We start from the raw sequence: 17,357 nt of genomic DNA, 5'->3' as shown, positions 1-17,357 counted from the left end.
CTTGAAGTTTTAAGTAATTCTACTGAAAAACTTCTCACAATAATTAAACCACATAATCAGAAATTACGCAATAAATTGCTCAAACCCTGATAAATTCGTGTTTTTTGCTGTTCCTATCTTCAGACTTTTGCGTCTTCAGACCTTTTGCGTATTTCATGACTATTTGTGCTATTATTCGTGACATTCTGCACATCACCTGTAGGATAGCTAGAAGCCACAACTTCACCAGGACGACTAGGTAATCCACCAGTTCCTGTAATGACAAAAGTGCTTTCTTGCTTCGGACTACGAGCAATACAACTATTAGCAATTAGGGCGTTAGTATCAATAGGATTTCCTTGTAATTCTGTCAGTCCGTTTTGGATAGATGTAATATCAGGCACACCAATCATATTGCCGGAAATTGTACCAGTAGCATTAATATCCTAGTGTGGTAAAACTGTTCGTCTACGATGATGAAATCAGGGATATTTATCGATTACGTTGGGGAGTTGAATTGTTATGGAAGTTTTTAAAGATGCACTTAAAACTTGACAAATTAATTACTAAAAATGTTAATGGTATCACCATACAAATTTACGTTAGCTTGATAGCCTATCTGATTTTACCTAGTGTGGTAAAACTTACTAGAGAAGACGACTCTCTAAATTAGCCAAGTAACCCTTGGGGTCTCTGCGAAATCGATAATTTAATTTTGAAACCCTATGCTTTCAACTCTTGAATTATCTCTACCGCTATTTGGGGTTTGCTCTTATATTTATCGCCTTCTTTTAAGCGATTTTTCGGTTTAAATATTTGGAATATTAAAGGATAAGTAATCCCATCTACTACACCATAAGCATTTACGGATACTATTCCATTCTCGGACTTGTTAATACTGCATCCATCAATTCAAATACTGCATCTTTGGCCTTCCCCAAACTATCGTAGATAGCGGGCGCGGAATTTTTCTAGTTGTGTCAGGATCATCACGTCAATGATTTATCGATTACTTTCATTAACTTTACGGCAGTCAGCAGTAACACTGACTGCTTTTCTCTAGCCTTTCAGTCTAAAGTCCAGTATGTAGGAACATAGCTTCTGTGCGAGGACTTTTGTAATCTGCACTTTGTAAATAAAAATCCCCAACCATAAATTATAGTTGGAGATTAAGCACGTTTAGTGTGAATGAAATGCCAATGTTTCCATTAATTCAACTTCATATGAAGTCAAGCAATTCAAATTTGGGCATTAAATTTCAGCACAAACTTGACACTATTCACTTGTCTTTGCAGCACTTGTAGGTAAGCAGTCGCATCATTGTGGCGACGAAATCTCGCTACCACTATGCAATCATTCCTAGATAAATTGCGAATTATGCACCACGGACGTAGCTGCTCAAAGTATGTCATACTGACTCCTACAATTGCTGAAAATTAAATGAATAATGTGTTTTTGAATTACCTCAATTCACATTAGTTCAGGATATATATAGCAAAACAGGTCTAAACGATATTGACAGATTCATCCTTTTGTGGGTGCAAAATATCATGAAATAGCAAGACACAATAACTGTCTTAAATACTCAGGAATTTCGTCAATATGCTCTAGCAGGAAATCCATCAAACCCAGGTGAAGTAAATCATTACGTGTTGGGTTACGTCGGTTTTGACCATTTCTAAACCACCCCCTAACAGTAGAGTCAGAGCGATCGCAGATTATGGCTATTTGTTCGTAGCTGACTGCCCATTTGGAATAGAATTGTTGGGGTGTCATGCCAAATTCCCAATTGCTGTACATTGAAATCAGCCTTAATTCTCGCAGTTGCAATGGACGAGGTTTGGGCATAGAACAAAGTTAAGATGAGACGAAATTTAAATTTAGTAGGGTGCGTTATGGACGCTAGTCCTAAAGCACGATGAAAAGTGCTGAGATGGTAAAATCTCTGGTAACGTCTTACGGTGGCATTCTACTTTTGTCCTTATTAATGAGAATCTATGTGTACAATCTCAATACTTTGCTTATCGATGTAACGCCAGTAAAACCGTTTTGCCATAGATGCAGAAGAACTCCAAATATCACCATCTTTATAGCGATATCGATGTGTTCTTAAACTCCGGTAAGCTGCACCTTGTTCAGCAAAACATTTAAAAGCTTTGTCGTATTGCTTGCGGTCTGAAGAAGATAAAGTATCCAGTTTTTTTTGAACTTTGGAAGTGAAAACTAAACAGAATTTGGAAGATTGCAGCTGCATTCAATAGTTTCCGATTATCCAAACTTGACCGAAAGCCTTGAAATGTTTACATCACAAGCGGTGGCGATCGCGCTTTTTTTTCAGCAGTCATTTTGGTATATTGATTGTGGTAAATACTTTCTCAAGCTCGTAGCGACTAAACAATAAACGCCGCATCATCAATCACAAATTCCGGTTCTGTCCCCAAGACGGCAATCTTACAACGAGTGTGGGCAGACATCGGATAAAATCGCACTTGATCTTCGCGTTTATTTACCAGTCGAGTTAAGTATTTGGATAAAGTGGTGTACTGGTTCTCATCTAATACACACTCGAAAACTGACTTTTGTACTCGTAAACCGTAGGATTCTAGAAGTTTCGCCACCTTATTACGGCGAGTATCGCTAACAATGTCGTAGCATACTAAATAGAACATTACTACTTCACCAAGCTTAACGGTACTTGCGCTGGTGCAACAGCATCGGCAAAGTCAGAATGTGCAGGATGATGTTTAAACGCAAGCGGACGGTAATATTCCACGTCACCCAGCAGACACGCAAGGTATTCTCGTACTTGTAAGTCCATACATTGGCGATAGCTAACTTCCCCACCGTAGGGATGCAGCACAAATGTTCTTAGCTTGGCTTCCCAATGTTGCAGGAAACGTTGCAAAATATTACGTGGCTGACCTTTACCGTTTCCATTGCCATTTCCGTTGGTGTGGGGGAATTTTCGGGCGAAATTTAATACTAAGTCATCAACAATAGCAGTGCGAAACTCGGCGGTAAAATCCCAGGCTAGGGGTAACTCATGGCGTACATTGGGGTGTAGGATGGCGTAATCGGGATGAAGCCCTGCGGTGTCGAGCAAGGTATATATATATTGATGTAACAGTTGATATCCCAAGTTAAATAACCCGCTTATATGTTGTTGCTGAAAGCGCGAACAGGAGTTATGAAACTTGACTAATGAAGTAACAGCATTATAGTAAACCTGATCTGCTTCTTCGCTATATTCGCGCAGTTGCTCAACAGATGTTGCCAGTGATAAATTATCTATCAACAGCGTTAGGTATTTTAATGCACGCTGGGTTGTATGGTCGGCGTAATATCTAGTCCAGCTTTGCATAAATGTATGTTGATTATGCAACTTTGCCCAGATGATACTTTCCGCAGTCGCCCGATTCAATTCCTTATTACGTGTGTGTTGGCGTTGAAGAGTTTGATATTTATATTGGCGTTGTGTTGTGTTTTCTAATCTGCCTATTAATTCGCCATTGGGAGTTAAATAAAGGACTGGAATTTGATGAGCTACTACAGTTTTAATTACTTCATTGGGTAATTTGATGTTACCAAAGATAATAAGTTGGCTGACATTATTAATCCTGAGACTAACGCACTGCTTTTGCTGATGAAACACCTTTAAATAACTGTGTTGCAATTGGAGAATAGCATCTGGTTCTGTGATGTAAATTGTGGACATGGTTGGGATTAAATAAAAGGTTAAAAGTAAAAAAACGGAGGCAAATATTATGTTTTGCGCCTTGTTTTTTTACTTAATTACATCTTCCCAGATGCCTATATAACCTGATATATAACTAGAATTACTTTGTATATAAGTTTATATATAAGTTTTTTAGTCTATTTTTTTTGAGATTATGAAGATATAAAAAAAGCGATCGCCTTTTTTTCACACTGCTACTCATACAGTATGAAAGAGCGATGCTAATACCATTTCACTTTAATAATGATACAAATACGTGAGTCCGTCAGTCCGTCAGGGATTGTAAATCCCTGTCTCATAGCTAAAGTCCTCTCAAGAGGACTGAATATCAGAGTCCATTTTAATGGACTTAAGCTATGAGACCACCGTTTTAACGGTGGGCGGACAATACCCAACGAGTAAGGGATTGTAAATCCCTGTCTCATAGCTAAAGTCCTCTCAAGAGGACTGAATATCAGAGTCCATTTTAATGGACTTAAGCTATGAGACCACCGTTTTAACGGTGGGCGGACAATACCCAACGAGTAAGCTATATGTATCAGGATTTTTGTGAATTGGTATAACAGCACTTAACTTGTATTTCTCACAAAACGGTAGGGGCGGGTTCACAAAGGAAGCTTCAATCATTCACGAATATCTCGTTAACCCGCCCCTACAGCCTCTGGACTTCGGTTTTATAAATTTCGTGAGAAATGCGGGTTAAACACAATCATATGTTGGGTTAAGCAACACCATAGTTAGTATAAGGACGCTTGTAGGGAGGATGTAACCCCAGAATAATATCTTCTCTATCAACACCCATTGCTAATAGTTCTTCGCCAACATCGATATCAGTGGTATTTTGCTGAAGCCAAATTTTACCATCTTTGATATCAAAGTGTATAACAATGTGATAAATTCGCTTTAGGCCTTTCCAGCCAATACGCATCAATTGGTAGCGATCGCGTACTGGATCAAATAATAGTGCGCTTTCTATATCTTCATCACGGGATTTATATTCGCTATGCTTTTCCAAGAGGGTTTGGATACAAGCGCGATAATACTCTAGTTTATCCATTGCACTATCTGTTTAAAGAATTTAAAAACTACCAGAGACGATTTCGAGAGAATTGTTTCCATTAATTCAACTTCCGAAGAAGTTTAAAGGTGGGACGGCGTATTATTATGAGGTTGCTCCTCTGAGTTTCCATTAATTCAACTTCCGAAGAAGTTTAAAGAGTATTGCGAAATGTTTCTATGGCTAAATAGCGATGCCATTCGGTTTCCATTAATTCAACTTCCGAAGAAGTTTAAAGTTTCTAAAAAAACACGGTCTGGACTGGAATAAAGGTGTTTCCATTAATTCAACTTCCGAAGAAGTTTAAAGTTCTGATAAAATTCTTGAAGCTGAACTGCTGTTAGGGCAATAGTTTCCATTAATTCAACTTCCGAAGAAGTTTAAAGTCAAATATTGAACAAAACTTGGTAAGATCCTCTAAGAATGTTTCCATTAATTCAACTTCCGAAGAAGTTTAAAGACGGAGGAACCTTGGTGGCCGAAAAAGCCCTCGAGTCGTTTCCATTAATTCAACTTCCGAAGAAGTTTAAAGTCAATTTTCATGCTTCTTCAGTCTCCAAAACAGACGCAAGTTTCCATTAATTCAACTTCCGAAGAAGTTTAAAGAGTTTTCGGTGAGATAAGTATTTCTCACGCAAAAATGATTGTTTCCATTAATTCAACTTCCGAAGAAGTTTAAAGGCTGGCTGGACAGTCATCCAAGACGGCGCTTTGCGTTTCCATTAATTCAACTTCCGAAGAAGTTTAAAGAACCTGGCGAAAGTAATGCTGAATTTTCTAATCGCGGTTTCCATTAATTCAACTTCCGAAGAAGTTTAAAGGACAAATCGTCTCAATTGATCAGGTTGGATTCAAACGTTTCCATTAATTCAACTTCCGAAGAAGTTTAAAGTACTATTAACGATAGATATGGAGAGAGGGTTAGACCGTTTCCATTAATTCAACTTCCGAAGAAGTTTAAAGAAACTTGAATGTACGCCCCGTTACTCCTCCGCAGGCGGGTTTCCATTAATTCAACTTCCGAAGAAGTTTAAAGAAAAAACGAAGGGAATGATAGCGGGGAAAGCGGATCGGTTTCCATTAATTCAACTTCCGAAGAAGTTTAAAGAGCTAAGAACGATCAGCTTCTGCAAGATTTACATGAGGGTTTCCATTAATTCAACTTCCGAAGAAGTTTAAAGGAAACCGTTGTCGAACCCAGCACGCAAGTAAAGCCGCCAAGTTTCCATTAATTCAACTTCCGAAGAAGTTTAAAGCGTTCTTTCCGCTAAGACTTTTTGCTGTTCTGTATCAACAAGTTTCCATTAATTCAACTTCCGAAGAAGTTTAAAGACACTATCCATCGGGGTAGATAAACGTTTCCGCAATGTTTCCATTAATTCAACTTCCGAAGAAGTTTAAAGCACTTGTCGTAGTGTGGGTATTGTTCACATTATGGTGGTTTCCATTAATTCAACTTCCGAAGAAGTTTAAAGTGAAAGTTTTTTATCCGGTGAAAGCCGGGGAGAAACGTTTCCATTAATTCAACTTCCGAAGAAGTTTAAAGAATAACTCGAACTGCCTACGTCAGTAGGGTTGATGAAGTTTCCATTAATTCAACTTCCGAAGAAGTTTAAAGTAGAGTTTTGTACTATGGAGTATGTCCCCACTGATTGGTTTCCATTAATTCAACTTCCGAAGAAGTTTAAAGTTAAGAGAGGCAAAGCCGTTTTGCGAAGAGTAAAATCTTTGTTTCCATTAATTCAACTTCCGAAGAAGTTTAAAGGCTTCATTGACGCTGCTATTTGTTTATGATATATAATGTTTCCATTAATTCAACTTCCGAAGAAGTTTAAAGGGCTAGGCTCTGAAAACCTTACCTGAAGCTAATCCTACAGCAGATTTTCGGGGCTTGTCAAATTTACTCAAAATCAAGAGCCTAAATAGAGAATTAAACTAGAAAAACACAATCCCAAACCCTTACAGGATAAGCTTACCGGGGCATTCCACGAAACAATCAGGGTTTCAGCCATTTTACTTATGCCCCGAAATGACTCAACAGTTAAGTTTTACTTATCCCAAATCATTGGACGGTATACATCAACTTCACCCATCAAACAAGCAATATACTCCCGTACCTGTAACTCAATGCAGCGACGGTAAGGTACTTTACAGTCTGTGTGTGGATGTGTAATTTCTGTTTGTAATCTTTCCTCCCAGTGTTTGAGAAATTTTTTGAGTGCATGAGGTTGAAAATAAACACCACCACGTTCATCAGGTGAGGTAAAATCCTCTATGGTAAAAATGTTTTTATTAGTCAAATATATTACCAGAGAATCAACAACCAAAGCTCGAAACTCCTCCATTAAGTCAGATACCAAAGCTGGATGATTGTCACGAGGTACGTGCAAGTTACCAAAATGAGTATGTAAGCCTAATATCTGAATTAATGAGTGAACATTTTGACTTAATAATGTATACCCCAAACTCAACATACTATTAATTGGATCAGTAGGTGGTCGTTTAGTACGCTTCTCAAACACAAATTCCCCTGTCACCAATGAACCTAAAGCTTGAAAATACGTTGTTGCGGCTATCCCTTCATAGCCACGCAACATATTGACATCTTCAGCAAATGGTAGTTTCTCCATAAACAATTCCAGTTGACTAATGGCTTTAGTCGCCTTATCAGACTTCACCCGACGATTTAATCGCATCAACATAATTCTCGAATTATGCAATTTTGCTCGGACAATAGCCTCAGCTTGCTTCCTAGTAAACTCAGGGTTCCGCGAACATTCAACTTGACGCGCCAAATATTCCACCTTCGCCATCCCTTCCGCTTGCAACCTCCCAAAATATCTCCCCTTCTGCGACAAATACATAATCGGAATCCGTCGCTGTAATGCTACACTCACAGCACCATGAGAAACATTACAACAACCAAACAAAACAATATTCGTCACTCGCACAATAGGGATTTTAATTCTTAATTCCTGTTGATAAAAAACCTGGAACTGTTGGTTTTTTGCACTCAAATAAGCCCCTTGATCTGTTATATATAGTGTAGTCATAGATTCCTGCCAAAGATGAGATATGGGTGCGCGAGGAAAACTTACTGGCTTGCTGATATCACAAGCCTTTGGTGGACGAGAGACAAATTTAAATGGACGTTCTTTGGGACGAAAATAAGGCGTACCCGAAGCATTAGTTAACCATTCTCCCTCCGGCTTGGGTTGTGGAGGTGGTGGTGCATAAACTTTGCCATTAGCAAAGCGGTAGCCTAAAAATATAAACTCTTGTTGGGGTAGAAAAATCTGTGTTTTTTCCGGTTGCAAGGTGAGATAAAGTTCTCCCAACCAAGTGATAATTTTATCAAGGATACGGTTAGCTTCCTGCCAACTGCTACACGCAACAGCAAAATCATCACCGTACCTGACTAAATGAATATTATTACTCAGGCATTTTCTGTCAAAACTTGTGAGGTATAGATTAGCTAATGCTCCAGAAAGTATGCCACCTTGTAATACACCTTTACCGAAATTAATGTACTTGCCGGAAATCATAATTCCTGCTTTAATTTGCTGTTCTAGCAACTGCAATATTCCACTTTCTAGATGTAAAGCTTCTAAATTATTTAACAGTAATGCCAAGGACAAATTATCAAAAAACTGAGCAATATCAGCTTTGATAATCCAAGTCGGACGATACTGATAATAAGAGAAAAGCTGTTGTACTGCTTGTTGAATATTCCGCCCTGGACGATAAGCATAGCTACAATCCAGAAAGGCTTCTTCCAGAGGGAAATACAACTCTTCTAAAAGCAGCCGTTGCACAATTCTATCTCGGACAGTGGGAATACCAACTAATCGTTTACCTCCACTTTTTTTAGTTAAATAAAATCCTTTGGCGGGGCTAGGGTGATAAGATTCTTGTTGTAACTGACGTAGGAGAATTGGTAACTGCTCATCAACTGACGCTGCAAACAAGTCAACACTAATTCCATCCACACCAGCACTGCGACTTCCCGCACGGACTTGACTCCAAGCGAAATACAGTTGTTCAATGGTGAACATGATTAAGTAATAAGTAAAAAGTAAAAAGGCAAAAGAAATCAGTTCGTAGTAAGGACTTCAGTCCTTGACTTTCTAAAGACTAAAGTCTTTACTACAAACCGTGATACCTTTAACTTGATTGTCGCTAACAGCTATATAAGCACCTGTATAAGTTTTGCCCAGAGTATATAACTTTGTATATAATTTACAAAATACACCTAATTTCTTTTGACTTTTAACTTTCCTGACTATGCCCAAACGGACATTAACAGCATCCTCAAAAGGTATTGAAAAAGCTAAGTATGCCCTGTTACGTAAAAACTGGACTCAACAAACATTAGCTGATGATGTTCATGTAGCTTCTTGGGCAACTATTAGTAAATTTTTTAACGGTACACCTATTAGTTATAATCTTTTCACTGAAATCTGCATGATACTGGAATTAGACTGGCAAGATATCGCCATACCATCTAATTTAGATATTACAACCACAGAAAACCCTGAACAACCACTCACACCACTTGCAGAAATTTGGCATCAACTGCAATCATTAGGTCATCCCAGTGAAAAAATGGGTCTAGTGTTAGTTAAAGAAGAAACATTAGGTTGGAGTTGGCAAAATAAAACTATTTACGAAAAGTCTGTATCAATAGGTAGTAAAATTCGCTTTGAAATCAATCTAGAAAATCCAGGACACTTATTATTAATACAAAAAGATACATTAGGAAATATTTGGTGTTTCTGTCCCTCACGCTTTGCACCCCAAGCATATCTAGCTCAAGGTAAAACACTTCTACCGCAAGAAAATTCACCCATGAAATCTTTTCAAATTGAAGGAACACCAGGTAGAGAAACAATTTTTGCTCTCATTACAGAATCAACACCTATTTTAAATTGGCTACCGAATCAGAATGATGAACCATTGGAATTAACAGAAACCCATTTGAGTGAATTATGCGATTTTATTAGTCATGAGCCAAGCTGTAAAATTATGTACACAGAATATGAAATCAAATAAAAATTGTAGGTTGGGTTAAGCGAAGCGCAACCCAACATGAATATCGGCAATACAAAATGTATCAACCAAACATGAATATCACAAATGCAAAATATATATTGGTGTTGGGTTTCCTTACGTCAACCCAACCTACAGCTACAGCTACATCTACTGGAATTGACTTATGGAAGAAATTATTAACCAATTAATTCAACTTAATTTAGAAGTAGTCAGACTGGCTGGAGAGGGTAATTTATCACAAGCGATGATGATTGCTCAACAAGCTGTAAATATCGGGATAAGTCAGCAATGCACTGATAATTCTGCATATTGCGATAGCCTAAATAATTTAGCTGAATTATATCGCATTCAAGGGCGTTATTCTCAAGCCAAGCCTTTATATTTACAAGTTTTAGATATTAGAAAAAATCTCTTTGGTGTTGAGCATCCTGATGTGGCTCAATCTTTGAATAATCTAGCAGCATTATATTATGCTCAAGGTAACTATACAACAGCAGAAAAATTATTTTTAGAAGCTTTGGAGTTATGGAAAATATGTTATGGAGAAGAAGATTTTGAAATTGCCCCAACTTTAAACAATCTAGCCGAAATTTATCGAGAACAAGGACTATATTTCAAAGCTGAACAAGTGCATTTAGAAGCTTTATCAATGCGAAAAAGCTTGTTTGGCGATGAACATCCTGATATTGCCCAATCCTTAACTAATTTAGCAAATATTTATATTTTAATAGGACGCTATGCTGATGCAGAAAAAATGCAATTAGAAACACTGGCAATGAAAAAACAATTGTTGGGAGATAGACATCCTGATATTGCTGCTAGTCTAAATAATTTGGGAAAACTATATGATGCTCAAGGACGTTATTTAGAAGCTGAAAGCAAGTTTTGGGAAGCATTAGAAATTTCTCAGGAGATATTTGGTGATGCACATCCTGATATTGCGAATATCTTAAGTAATATAGGTGGTGTTTATCAGGATAAGGGAAATTATGTCGCAGCAGAGGAGAAGTTTTTAGAAGTTTTAGCGATGAATCGACACTTGCTAGGGAATGAACATCCTGATATAGCTCATAGTTTGGATAATTTAGCAGAAGTCTATCTGATTCAAGGCAAATATGTAGCGGCTGAGAATAAGTATCTAGAAGCCTATAATCTAAGAAAGCGTTTGTTGACTGCTGAACACCCTGATATGGCTGAAAGTTTAAGCAATTTAGGATTGATTTACACATATCAAGGACGCTATATAGAAGCCGAACGACAATATTTACAAGCCTTGCCAATCTTAGAGAAGTTCCGGGGAACAACACATCTATCTATTGCTAATATTTTAACTAATATGGCTGGACTTTATGAGGAGCAAGGCAATTATTCGGAAGCTGAACAAAAATATCTCCAAGCTTTAGAAATTCAAAGAAACAGTTTAACTAATGAACATCCTGTGATTGCTGATACTCTACATCAAATAGCAGCACTTTATCGGATACAAGGACGATATTCAGAGTCAGAACAAGTGAGTATCCAGTCTTTAGGAATGAGGAAACGTTTATTAGGAGAAAGACATCCGTTAATTGCAGCTAGTTTGAATAATTTAGCGGTGTTATATGATGATTTAACTCAATATGAGCAATCAGAGTCATTATTATTAGCAGCTTTAGAGATTGTGAAAGATGTATTTGGGAATGAACATCCACACGTAGCTAGTAGTATGAATAATTTGGCTGTGATTTATGATTTTCAAGGACGTTATCAAGAAGCTGAGACATTACATTTAGAAACATTAAAGTTAAGAAAGTTATTATTAGGTGAAGAACATATTCAAATTGCTACAAGTTTGAATAATTTAGGAGAATTATACTTTTCTTTGGGGCGCTACCAAGAAGCCGAACAAAAGTATTTAGAAACTTTAGCAATGCGAAAACGCTTACTGGGAGACGAACATCCTGATGTGGCCTTTAGCTTAAATAATTTGGCTACGCTCTTGGCTGCTACTCATCGTCCAGAGTCAGCTTTAGCATATCGTGTGCAAGCAAGTAAAATTAATAACAAGATGATTCGCAATATATTTGCGTTTAGTTCTGAGAGCGATCGCCTATCCTTTTTACAAAAAATTAGGAGAGATTTCGACTTATTCCTCTGTTTAGTATACACCTATCTCTCTCACTCAGAAAATGCCAAACTGGCTGCATTTGACTTCATACTACAACGTAAAGCCCTAACTGCATCAGCTCTAGCAGCTCAAAATGCTGCACTTCATAGTGGACGCTATCCCCAACTACAAGCACAGCTACGTCAGTTAAGCGATTTAAACTCACAAATCATCCACTTGACTTTTGCTGAAGAGTTGACCAATTACAGAGAAAATTTAGCACGATTACAAGCTCAATATAATTACTTACAAAAACAACTGGCTCTGCAAGTACCGGAAATTCAGTTATCTGAGCTAAACTTTGACCGTCAGGCGATTGAGCAAAGCCCACACTATGCGATGTCTGACGACAAGCCGCTTCTCTACGAAACGCTACGCGAACGCGCCTACGCATTAGCTTTACCACTCAACTCAATATTACTAGAATTTGTCCGCTTCGATGTGTTTGATTTTCAAGCCATCCCAGCGCAGGGACAAACACAATGGTATCCACCTCGGTATTTAGTCTTTATTTTCAAAGCCGGACAAGCAGATAAAGTAGACATGGTAGATTTAGGAACAGCCGCAACCATTGATCAACTGATTCAAGAATTTCGCTTACAAGCATCCGACTATACCCAAATGACATTAGGTTGGAGTAAAAATAGTCAAACTCCCACCCTACACATCAAATCTTATCATCCCCAAGCGGCAATTCAACTGAGTCAAGCACTGTTTGCACCCATTCGGGATTTAGTCAAAGATTGCAGACATCTAATTATTGCCTCTGATAGTAGCTTAAACTTAGTGCCATTTCAGATATTACCTGTTGATTCTACTAGTTCACGTCTATTAATGGATGAGTATACTATCAGTTATCTGAGTGTGGGTAGAGAAATTCTCCGTCCTCAACTCCAGTCATCAAGAAACTCTATATCTGCACCACTGATCATTGCTGATCCTGATTTTGATTTAAAAGCAGATTTAGTTTCACAAGAAGAACTTACTTCAACTAATGCACCTCTAGAGCAAATATCAGAATTACTTAACACTCTCACAGCTACAAGATTGCTTCGCGCTCCTGGTACAAAGTTTTTAGGCGAAAGTGTAGCTAAAAAACTCCCAAATGCACAATTACATTTAGGTGCTGATGCACTAGAAACACACTTAACAAATGGTAAGTGTCCTAGTATTATGCTGATTGCTACCCACGGTTTATTTTTACCCAACTCTGAGTCAAAACCAGTCGCTAATAAACCAAACCTATTGAGTATGGAACGTTTGCGAACAACTAAGGTAAAAAATCCCATGATGCGTTCTGGATTAGCTCTAGCTGGTGCTAATACTTGGCTATCTGGGGGAAATATTCCCAAAGATGCAGGTAAAGGTTTTGTGTTTGCTCAAGATATCGCCAATTTAAATTTATGGGGTAACGAACTCACAGTGCTTTCTGCTTGTGATACTGCTAGAGGCGACATTCAAATTGGTGAAGGAGTGTTTGGATTACGTCGTGCTTTTGCGGTAGCGGGAACAAAAACTTTGGTGATGAGTTTATGGCCTGTTTCTGACAAGGTGACTGCTTTACTTATGGAACGTTTCTTTGATAATTTGCATTCTAGTATAGGTTGTGTGGAAGCTTTACAAGAGGCGCAAAATTATATACGTAACATGACAGTTCAAGAATTACGACAGTCTGCTTTAGGTTTAGAAGTATTAAAAACATTGTTAGATGTAGAAGAATTATTTACAGAGAGTAAAATTAACTGCCCAGAAAATGATACACCTCTAAAGCATCCTTTTTACTGGGGAGCCTGGATTTGTCAAGGGGAAAACAATATTTTAGAGGAAAAGTTAAAAGGCTAAAGTATTTTATGTACACCGTAGGTTTAGGAAACGGGGAGGATATCAAAGCAATGGAGAGACTAAAGATTGTAATTTATATAGGGTATTCAGATTAGCCATTTCTGCTTCAATCCAAGGTTCACACATTTCCTGATTAAAGATTAATTCATGATTGATGCGTTGGAAAACAATAGTTTCATAATTGAAAAGCAGCATAGCATTTCCCTTAATTTGTATGAGCAAATTCATACAGGCTCGAATCATGATGCGCATTCCTTGCTCAAAATCTTGATTGGGATTAACACGAAAACCAACGAATACAGATGCTTTATAACCAAATTTTTCATTAAATAGTAGTTGGTTATCTTCATCTTCTATATGTGCATTAATGATAACACCTGAACCCAGTAAATTTTCTTGCTCCCAATTTAAATCAAGCTTTTGAGCTAGTATTTGTAATACTTGTTTTGGTGATAGATCAGTTTCCAGTTCTAATCCATAGCTTAAAGCCATGACACACTCCTTGTTTGCTAAAGTTATTTATGGGAATAAAGGAATAACTAAACCATCTTTGATCACAATAATTTCCTTTAATCCGTCAATTGGTTTTCTATTTAAAAGACTCTCTAATTCATTGACTTTGACATTACTGTCTTCAAGATTGAGAATAATTCTTTCAGCTTGACCTTCCTTGATTTTTTGGCTAATATTTTTACGAATTGTCTCCATATTAGAACTAGAAGGAGAATAAGCATCAAATGTTTCACCTTCTATTTTATAGTCAGGTTTTTTCCCATTAGGTAAAGGTGCTGGATTTTGTTCGACATCATAGCCTTTATCAGCGAGGATATCAGCTGATTCATTTTCTCGCTTAATACTTCTTTGAGTTTCTCTGTTAGATTGAGGATTAATTTCGCTTTTAGTACCGCGAGGTTTACTTCCTGGTTGTTTAGAGGCTGCTGTCCTGCTAGGTTTAGTTGTATCTTGATGATTTCTATGAGGACGTTGATTGTTGTTATTGTTCCCGCTACTATCATTACCAGTGTTATTTCTCCCACGAGCAATATCATCAGATTGGTTGATACCTGGTTTTCTAACTCTTGGTTTACCGTTAGCAATGCTACATAAAATATTGATTGCACCAGATACTCTACCACGGGGTATTCTTCTGCGATCGCACAATTCTAATCCTACATCTACAGCGTCTCTCCAATCTGGTGTAATTGTGCCTAATTCTGGTGACATCGCTAAAGGTTGTATATTTCTATCACCCTCTGGAATTGCTACTAGAGTCGTCACTAAATCGTACAAATCATAAACTGTTAAAGCCGCACCCAGAATAGTCAGTAATGGTAAAGCCTTACTTTTATCACTACTTAATTCTTTACTGTTTTGCTTATCTCTAATCCGCAGTAGCAACAAACCAGTATCTTGAGCATTTCCCTCAGTTATAAAGCGTGCATAAACACCGTTAGCCAGTTGACTCCAAGGAGTTGCTAGAATATTTCCTGTCCCTTGAGTTCCATCATTAATAATAAAAATATCTGATAAATTGCGCCAATCACTACCACGAGATACTAATCGTTGATGTACTCGTTTAGTTGCTAGTAAAGTCCGTCCTACATCTCCCAGATTTTGAGATATAAATACTTCAAAAGAAGGTAAATTTAAGTAGCGTGAACCTTGATTCCAAATTTTTTCTACTTGTTCCCACCATTCTTGCTTTAACTTAGCACGATGTTGAGGAATTAATTGATTGACTAATTCTTGCATTGGTTGGGGCATATTCTCATAGGATATACCTGATTGGATAGCCCAGGAAAGATTTTGTAAGTCTTGATGAGCAATATCAGAATTAGCTGTTGCTAAATTTAATGCTGCTAATACCTCCTTACGCTTTCCTCCATATTGTCCTAAGAGATAACGATGTCCATTGGGACTTGCTGCTACTTTTTGCAAACAGTAAGCATTGACAAAAATAACATAGTCACCAGCAGGTATAGTATCTTGTGGGTTAGCATTCTGTAAATCAAGCACTACAGGGTTAAATTCATTGCCTGGAAGGGAAGAAGTTCTCGGAAATAGTTTGTCACTGCTAACTGTGACTGGAGCATTTTTTTCTGATATTTCTTTGAGTTGTTTGGCTAATAGTGATTCTGTCAATTGTCCACTATCAACACAAAATCCCGCCACACAGATTTTTTTATCACCACCAATTATGCTATCTAATAAACCTTTCCGAAGTTCTGGTTGATGAGTCATAACCTCAGCAGCTATCGCCTGTTGTTGAATATTGACTACAATATTAATTAAAGTTAGACTCAGTAGTAAATTGGTAATTATTCTATTATTAAAATTCATGGTAAACTCCATTTAAAATTGCTCTCAGTTGAAGCTTTAGTAATATTTATAGATTACAGAATATAAAAAATTAATGTAATATTTTAATGCGAATGACAAAAAAATGTAGAAAATTTAACAAAATAAAATCCTCTTAATTGAGATCAAAATAAGAGGATTCACTAGAAAATATTCTCTATCAAAAACTTAAATTTTAATACACTAACCTACTAAATCTCCACCACAATAACAGCGATAGTTTCCGTTAGAACATATACCGCGCTGACCTACACATCGATAGCAGTAAAGGTTACAGCACTCGACACAAATTGATAGATTTTCTAATTTATATCTTTCACCACAACCATCACAATATTCTCTGGCACGAAGCATTTTATCGTAATTATCATCACCAATTGCGGCTTTATTAGCTTGTGCAAACTCGGCCATATCATCACTATATCCTTCTGTTTTTCCTCCGCGACTGTGACACCACAGAAAAACAAGCATACGGTCGTAATCTTTAGAAAATAGCTCTGTGTGACTTTTCCCGCTATCTTTCCAAAGTTGCACTGCTGTTTTGATACGTTCTCGAAAATTTGGCATGGTAATCTACTCGGATTACGGTTAATTATTAAATTACCAGTAAGAAAAGTGGATTGAGCAGTTATCTTACGCGAATGACAAAAATGGAAGAATTGACTTAGAAGTTTAGTAGGGTGCATCAGTGTCAAAAAACCTAACTAAACCAAGAAATTATTCCTACTGACGCACCCTACATTCTCAATAAATTGCGAATTGATTTATCTTCCTCTTGGTCTGTAATCTCCTCCATATCCATAAAATCTCACTACGGAAGTTGTACAGAGATTATATCGACCCATATCGTAAGTCCCGTTGCTGTAGACAGCTTTAACATCATAAACACATTGGTAGTTGTTATCATGAAATGTGACCTTTGTTGTTTCACCACTCGATACGATAGAGTTGAGAATGTTTGAACCCCAATAGTCAGAATATTGCGAAGAAACATAAAAACCAACAATTGCTAGTCTATTTCTGTTATAAACAGAGAAATCACGAATGTCGTTTGCTAAAGATTGTTGGTTAGTTACTGATAGAGTTGAGAATGCTAAGGTAGCACCTATTAAAGTGTTGCGAAGTTGGGTCAACATTGTATAAATCTCCTAAAGTTAAATAAACTCTGCTGAAAATACGCTTGATAA

General features: G+C 37.4%; 15 protein-coding genes, 2 pseudogenes and 1 CRISPR repeat array. Of the genes and pseudogenes, 4 read left to right on the top strand and 13 right to left on the bottom strand.

From position 1 onward, the window contains the following. Positions 1-119: 119 nt before the first annotated feature. Positions 120-392 (bottom strand): hypothetical protein, encoded by a 273-nt coding sequence (locus tag FD725_RS19060; protein ID WP_179049598.1) that lies wholly within the window; start codon positions 390-392, stop codon positions 120-122. Between the two features lie 53 nt (positions 393-445). Here FD725_RS19060 and FD725_RS19055 point away from each other — a divergent pair. After that, positions 446-616 (top strand): annotated as a pseudogene (locus tag FD725_RS19055) (transposase); the annotation flags it as partial. A 95-nt stretch (positions 617-711) separates the two neighbouring features. On the opposite strand, the pseudogene FD725_RS33165 reads toward FD725_RS19055, so the two are convergent. From FD725_RS33165 to FD725_RS19040, 4 genes and pseudogenes are all read right to left on the bottom strand, one after another. Then, positions 712-879 (bottom strand): annotated as a pseudogene (locus FD725_RS33165) (IS701 family transposase); the annotation flags it as partial. Between the two features lie 338 nt (positions 880-1,217). Next, the gene (locus tag FD725_RS19050; RefSeq protein WP_179049597.1) at positions 1,218-1,391 is read right to left on the bottom strand and encodes a hypothetical protein; all 174 of its coding nucleotides are present in this window, start codon (positions 1,389-1,391) and stop codon (positions 1,218-1,220) included. A 136-nt stretch (positions 1,392-1,527) separates the two neighbouring features. Next, positions 1,528-1,827: a hypothetical protein gene (locus FD725_RS19045; protein ID WP_179049596.1), complete on the bottom strand. Its 300-nt coding sequence runs from the start codon at positions 1,825-1,827 to the stop codon at positions 1,528-1,530. A gap of 136 nt (positions 1,828-1,963) precedes the next feature. Beyond that, on the bottom strand, positions 1,964-2,233 hold the full coding sequence (locus FD725_RS19040; protein ID WP_179049595.1) for a hypothetical protein: 270 nt from the start codon (positions 2,231-2,233) through the stop codon (positions 1,964-1,966). Positions 2,234-2,257: 24 nt separating this feature from the next. Here FD725_RS19040 and FD725_RS32600 point away from each other — a divergent pair, with 24 nt between their 5' ends. Next, positions 2,258-2,380: a hypothetical protein gene (locus FD725_RS32600; protein ID WP_256871657.1), complete on the top strand. Its 123-nt coding sequence runs from the start codon at positions 2,258-2,260 to the stop codon at positions 2,378-2,380. Here FD725_RS32600 and cas2 read toward each other — a convergent pair. The 4 genes from cas2 to cas1 (FD725_RS19020) all read right to left on the bottom strand — a co-directional run bounded on the left by cas2 (position 2,370) and on the right by cas1 (FD725_RS19020) (position 8,827). Continuing rightward, positions 2,370-2,648, bottom strand: coding sequence for a CRISPR-associated endonuclease Cas2 (gene cas2, locus FD725_RS19035; protein ID WP_179049594.1), 279 nt, complete (start codon positions 2,646-2,648; stop codon positions 2,370-2,372). The two genes, FD725_RS32600 and cas2, sit on opposite strands and share 11 nt — an antisense overlap. A 2-nt stretch (positions 2,649-2,650) precedes the next feature. Further along, positions 2,651-3,694, bottom strand: coding sequence for a CRISPR-associated endonuclease Cas1 (gene cas1, locus FD725_RS19030; RefSeq protein WP_179049593.1), 1,044 nt, complete (start codon positions 3,692-3,694; stop codon positions 2,651-2,653). 742 nt (positions 3,695-4,436) lie between these two features. Next, the gene (locus FD725_RS19025; RefSeq protein ID WP_179049592.1) at positions 4,437-4,730 is read right to left on the bottom strand and encodes a XisI protein; all 294 of its coding nucleotides are present in this window, start codon (positions 4,728-4,730) and stop codon (positions 4,437-4,439) included. Between the two features lie 25 nt (positions 4,731-4,755). After that, a CRISPR array of direct repeats spans positions 4,756-6,609; the repeat unit is 35 nt; unit sequence GTTTCCATTAATTCAACTTCCGAAGAAGTTTAAAG. A 211-nt stretch (positions 6,610-6,820) separates the two neighbouring features. Next, positions 6,821-8,827 carry a CRISPR-associated endonuclease Cas1 gene (gene cas1, locus FD725_RS19020; RefSeq protein ID WP_179049591.1) on the bottom strand — a complete coding sequence of 669 codons (2,007 nt, stop codon included), beginning with the start codon at positions 8,825-8,827 and terminating at the stop codon, positions 6,821-6,823. A gap of 229 nt (positions 8,828-9,056) precedes the next feature. Between cas1 (FD725_RS19020) and FD725_RS19015 the strand changes: the two genes are divergently transcribed. Together FD725_RS19015 and FD725_RS19010 are read left to right on the top strand one after the other, a co-directional pair. Then, on the top strand, positions 9,057-9,824 hold the full coding sequence (locus FD725_RS19015; protein WP_179049590.1) for a DUF4384 domain-containing protein: 768 nt from the start codon (positions 9,057-9,059) through the stop codon (positions 9,822-9,824). A 163-nt stretch (positions 9,825-9,987) separates the two neighbouring features. Beyond that, positions 9,988-13,812, top strand: a complete 3,825-nt coding sequence (locus tag FD725_RS19010; protein WP_179049589.1) for a CHAT domain-containing protein — start codon at positions 9,988-9,990, stop codon at positions 13,810-13,812. A 42-nt stretch (positions 13,813-13,854) separates the two neighbouring features. Here the strand turns inward: FD725_RS19010 and FD725_RS19005 are convergent, their stop codons facing one another. The 4 genes from FD725_RS19005 to FD725_RS18990 all read right to left on the bottom strand — a co-directional run bounded on the left by FD725_RS19005 (position 13,855) and on the right by FD725_RS18990 (position 17,306). Then, a complete protein-coding gene (locus FD725_RS19005) occupies positions 13,855-14,304 on the bottom strand; it encodes a SitI3 family protein (RefSeq protein WP_179049588.1) in 450 nt (149 codons plus the stop codon). A gap of 27 nt (positions 14,305-14,331) precedes the next feature. After that, complete coding sequence (locus tag FD725_RS19000; RefSeq protein ID WP_179049587.1) at positions 14,332-16,152, bottom strand: hypothetical protein; 1,821 nt, start codon at positions 16,150-16,152, stop codon at positions 14,332-14,334. 201 nt (positions 16,153-16,353) lie between these two features. Beyond that, entirely contained in the window at positions 16,354-16,737 is a 384-nt protein-coding gene (locus FD725_RS18995; RefSeq protein WP_179049586.1) for a hypothetical protein, read from the bottom strand. A gap of 197 nt (positions 16,738-16,934) precedes the next feature. Beyond that, positions 16,935-17,306, bottom strand: coding sequence for a hypothetical protein (locus FD725_RS18990; RefSeq protein ID WP_179049585.1), 372 nt, complete (start codon positions 17,304-17,306; stop codon positions 16,935-16,937). Positions 17,307-17,357 lie beyond the last annotated feature (51 nt).

Source organism: Nostoc sp. TCL26-01 (assembly GCF_013393945.1).
Taxonomy (GTDB): Bacteria; Cyanobacteriota; Cyanobacteriia; order Cyanobacteriales; family Nostocaceae; genus Trichormus.
Note: the sequence above shows the minus strand (reverse complement) of the source record. Positions and strands in the feature narration are given on the sequence as shown.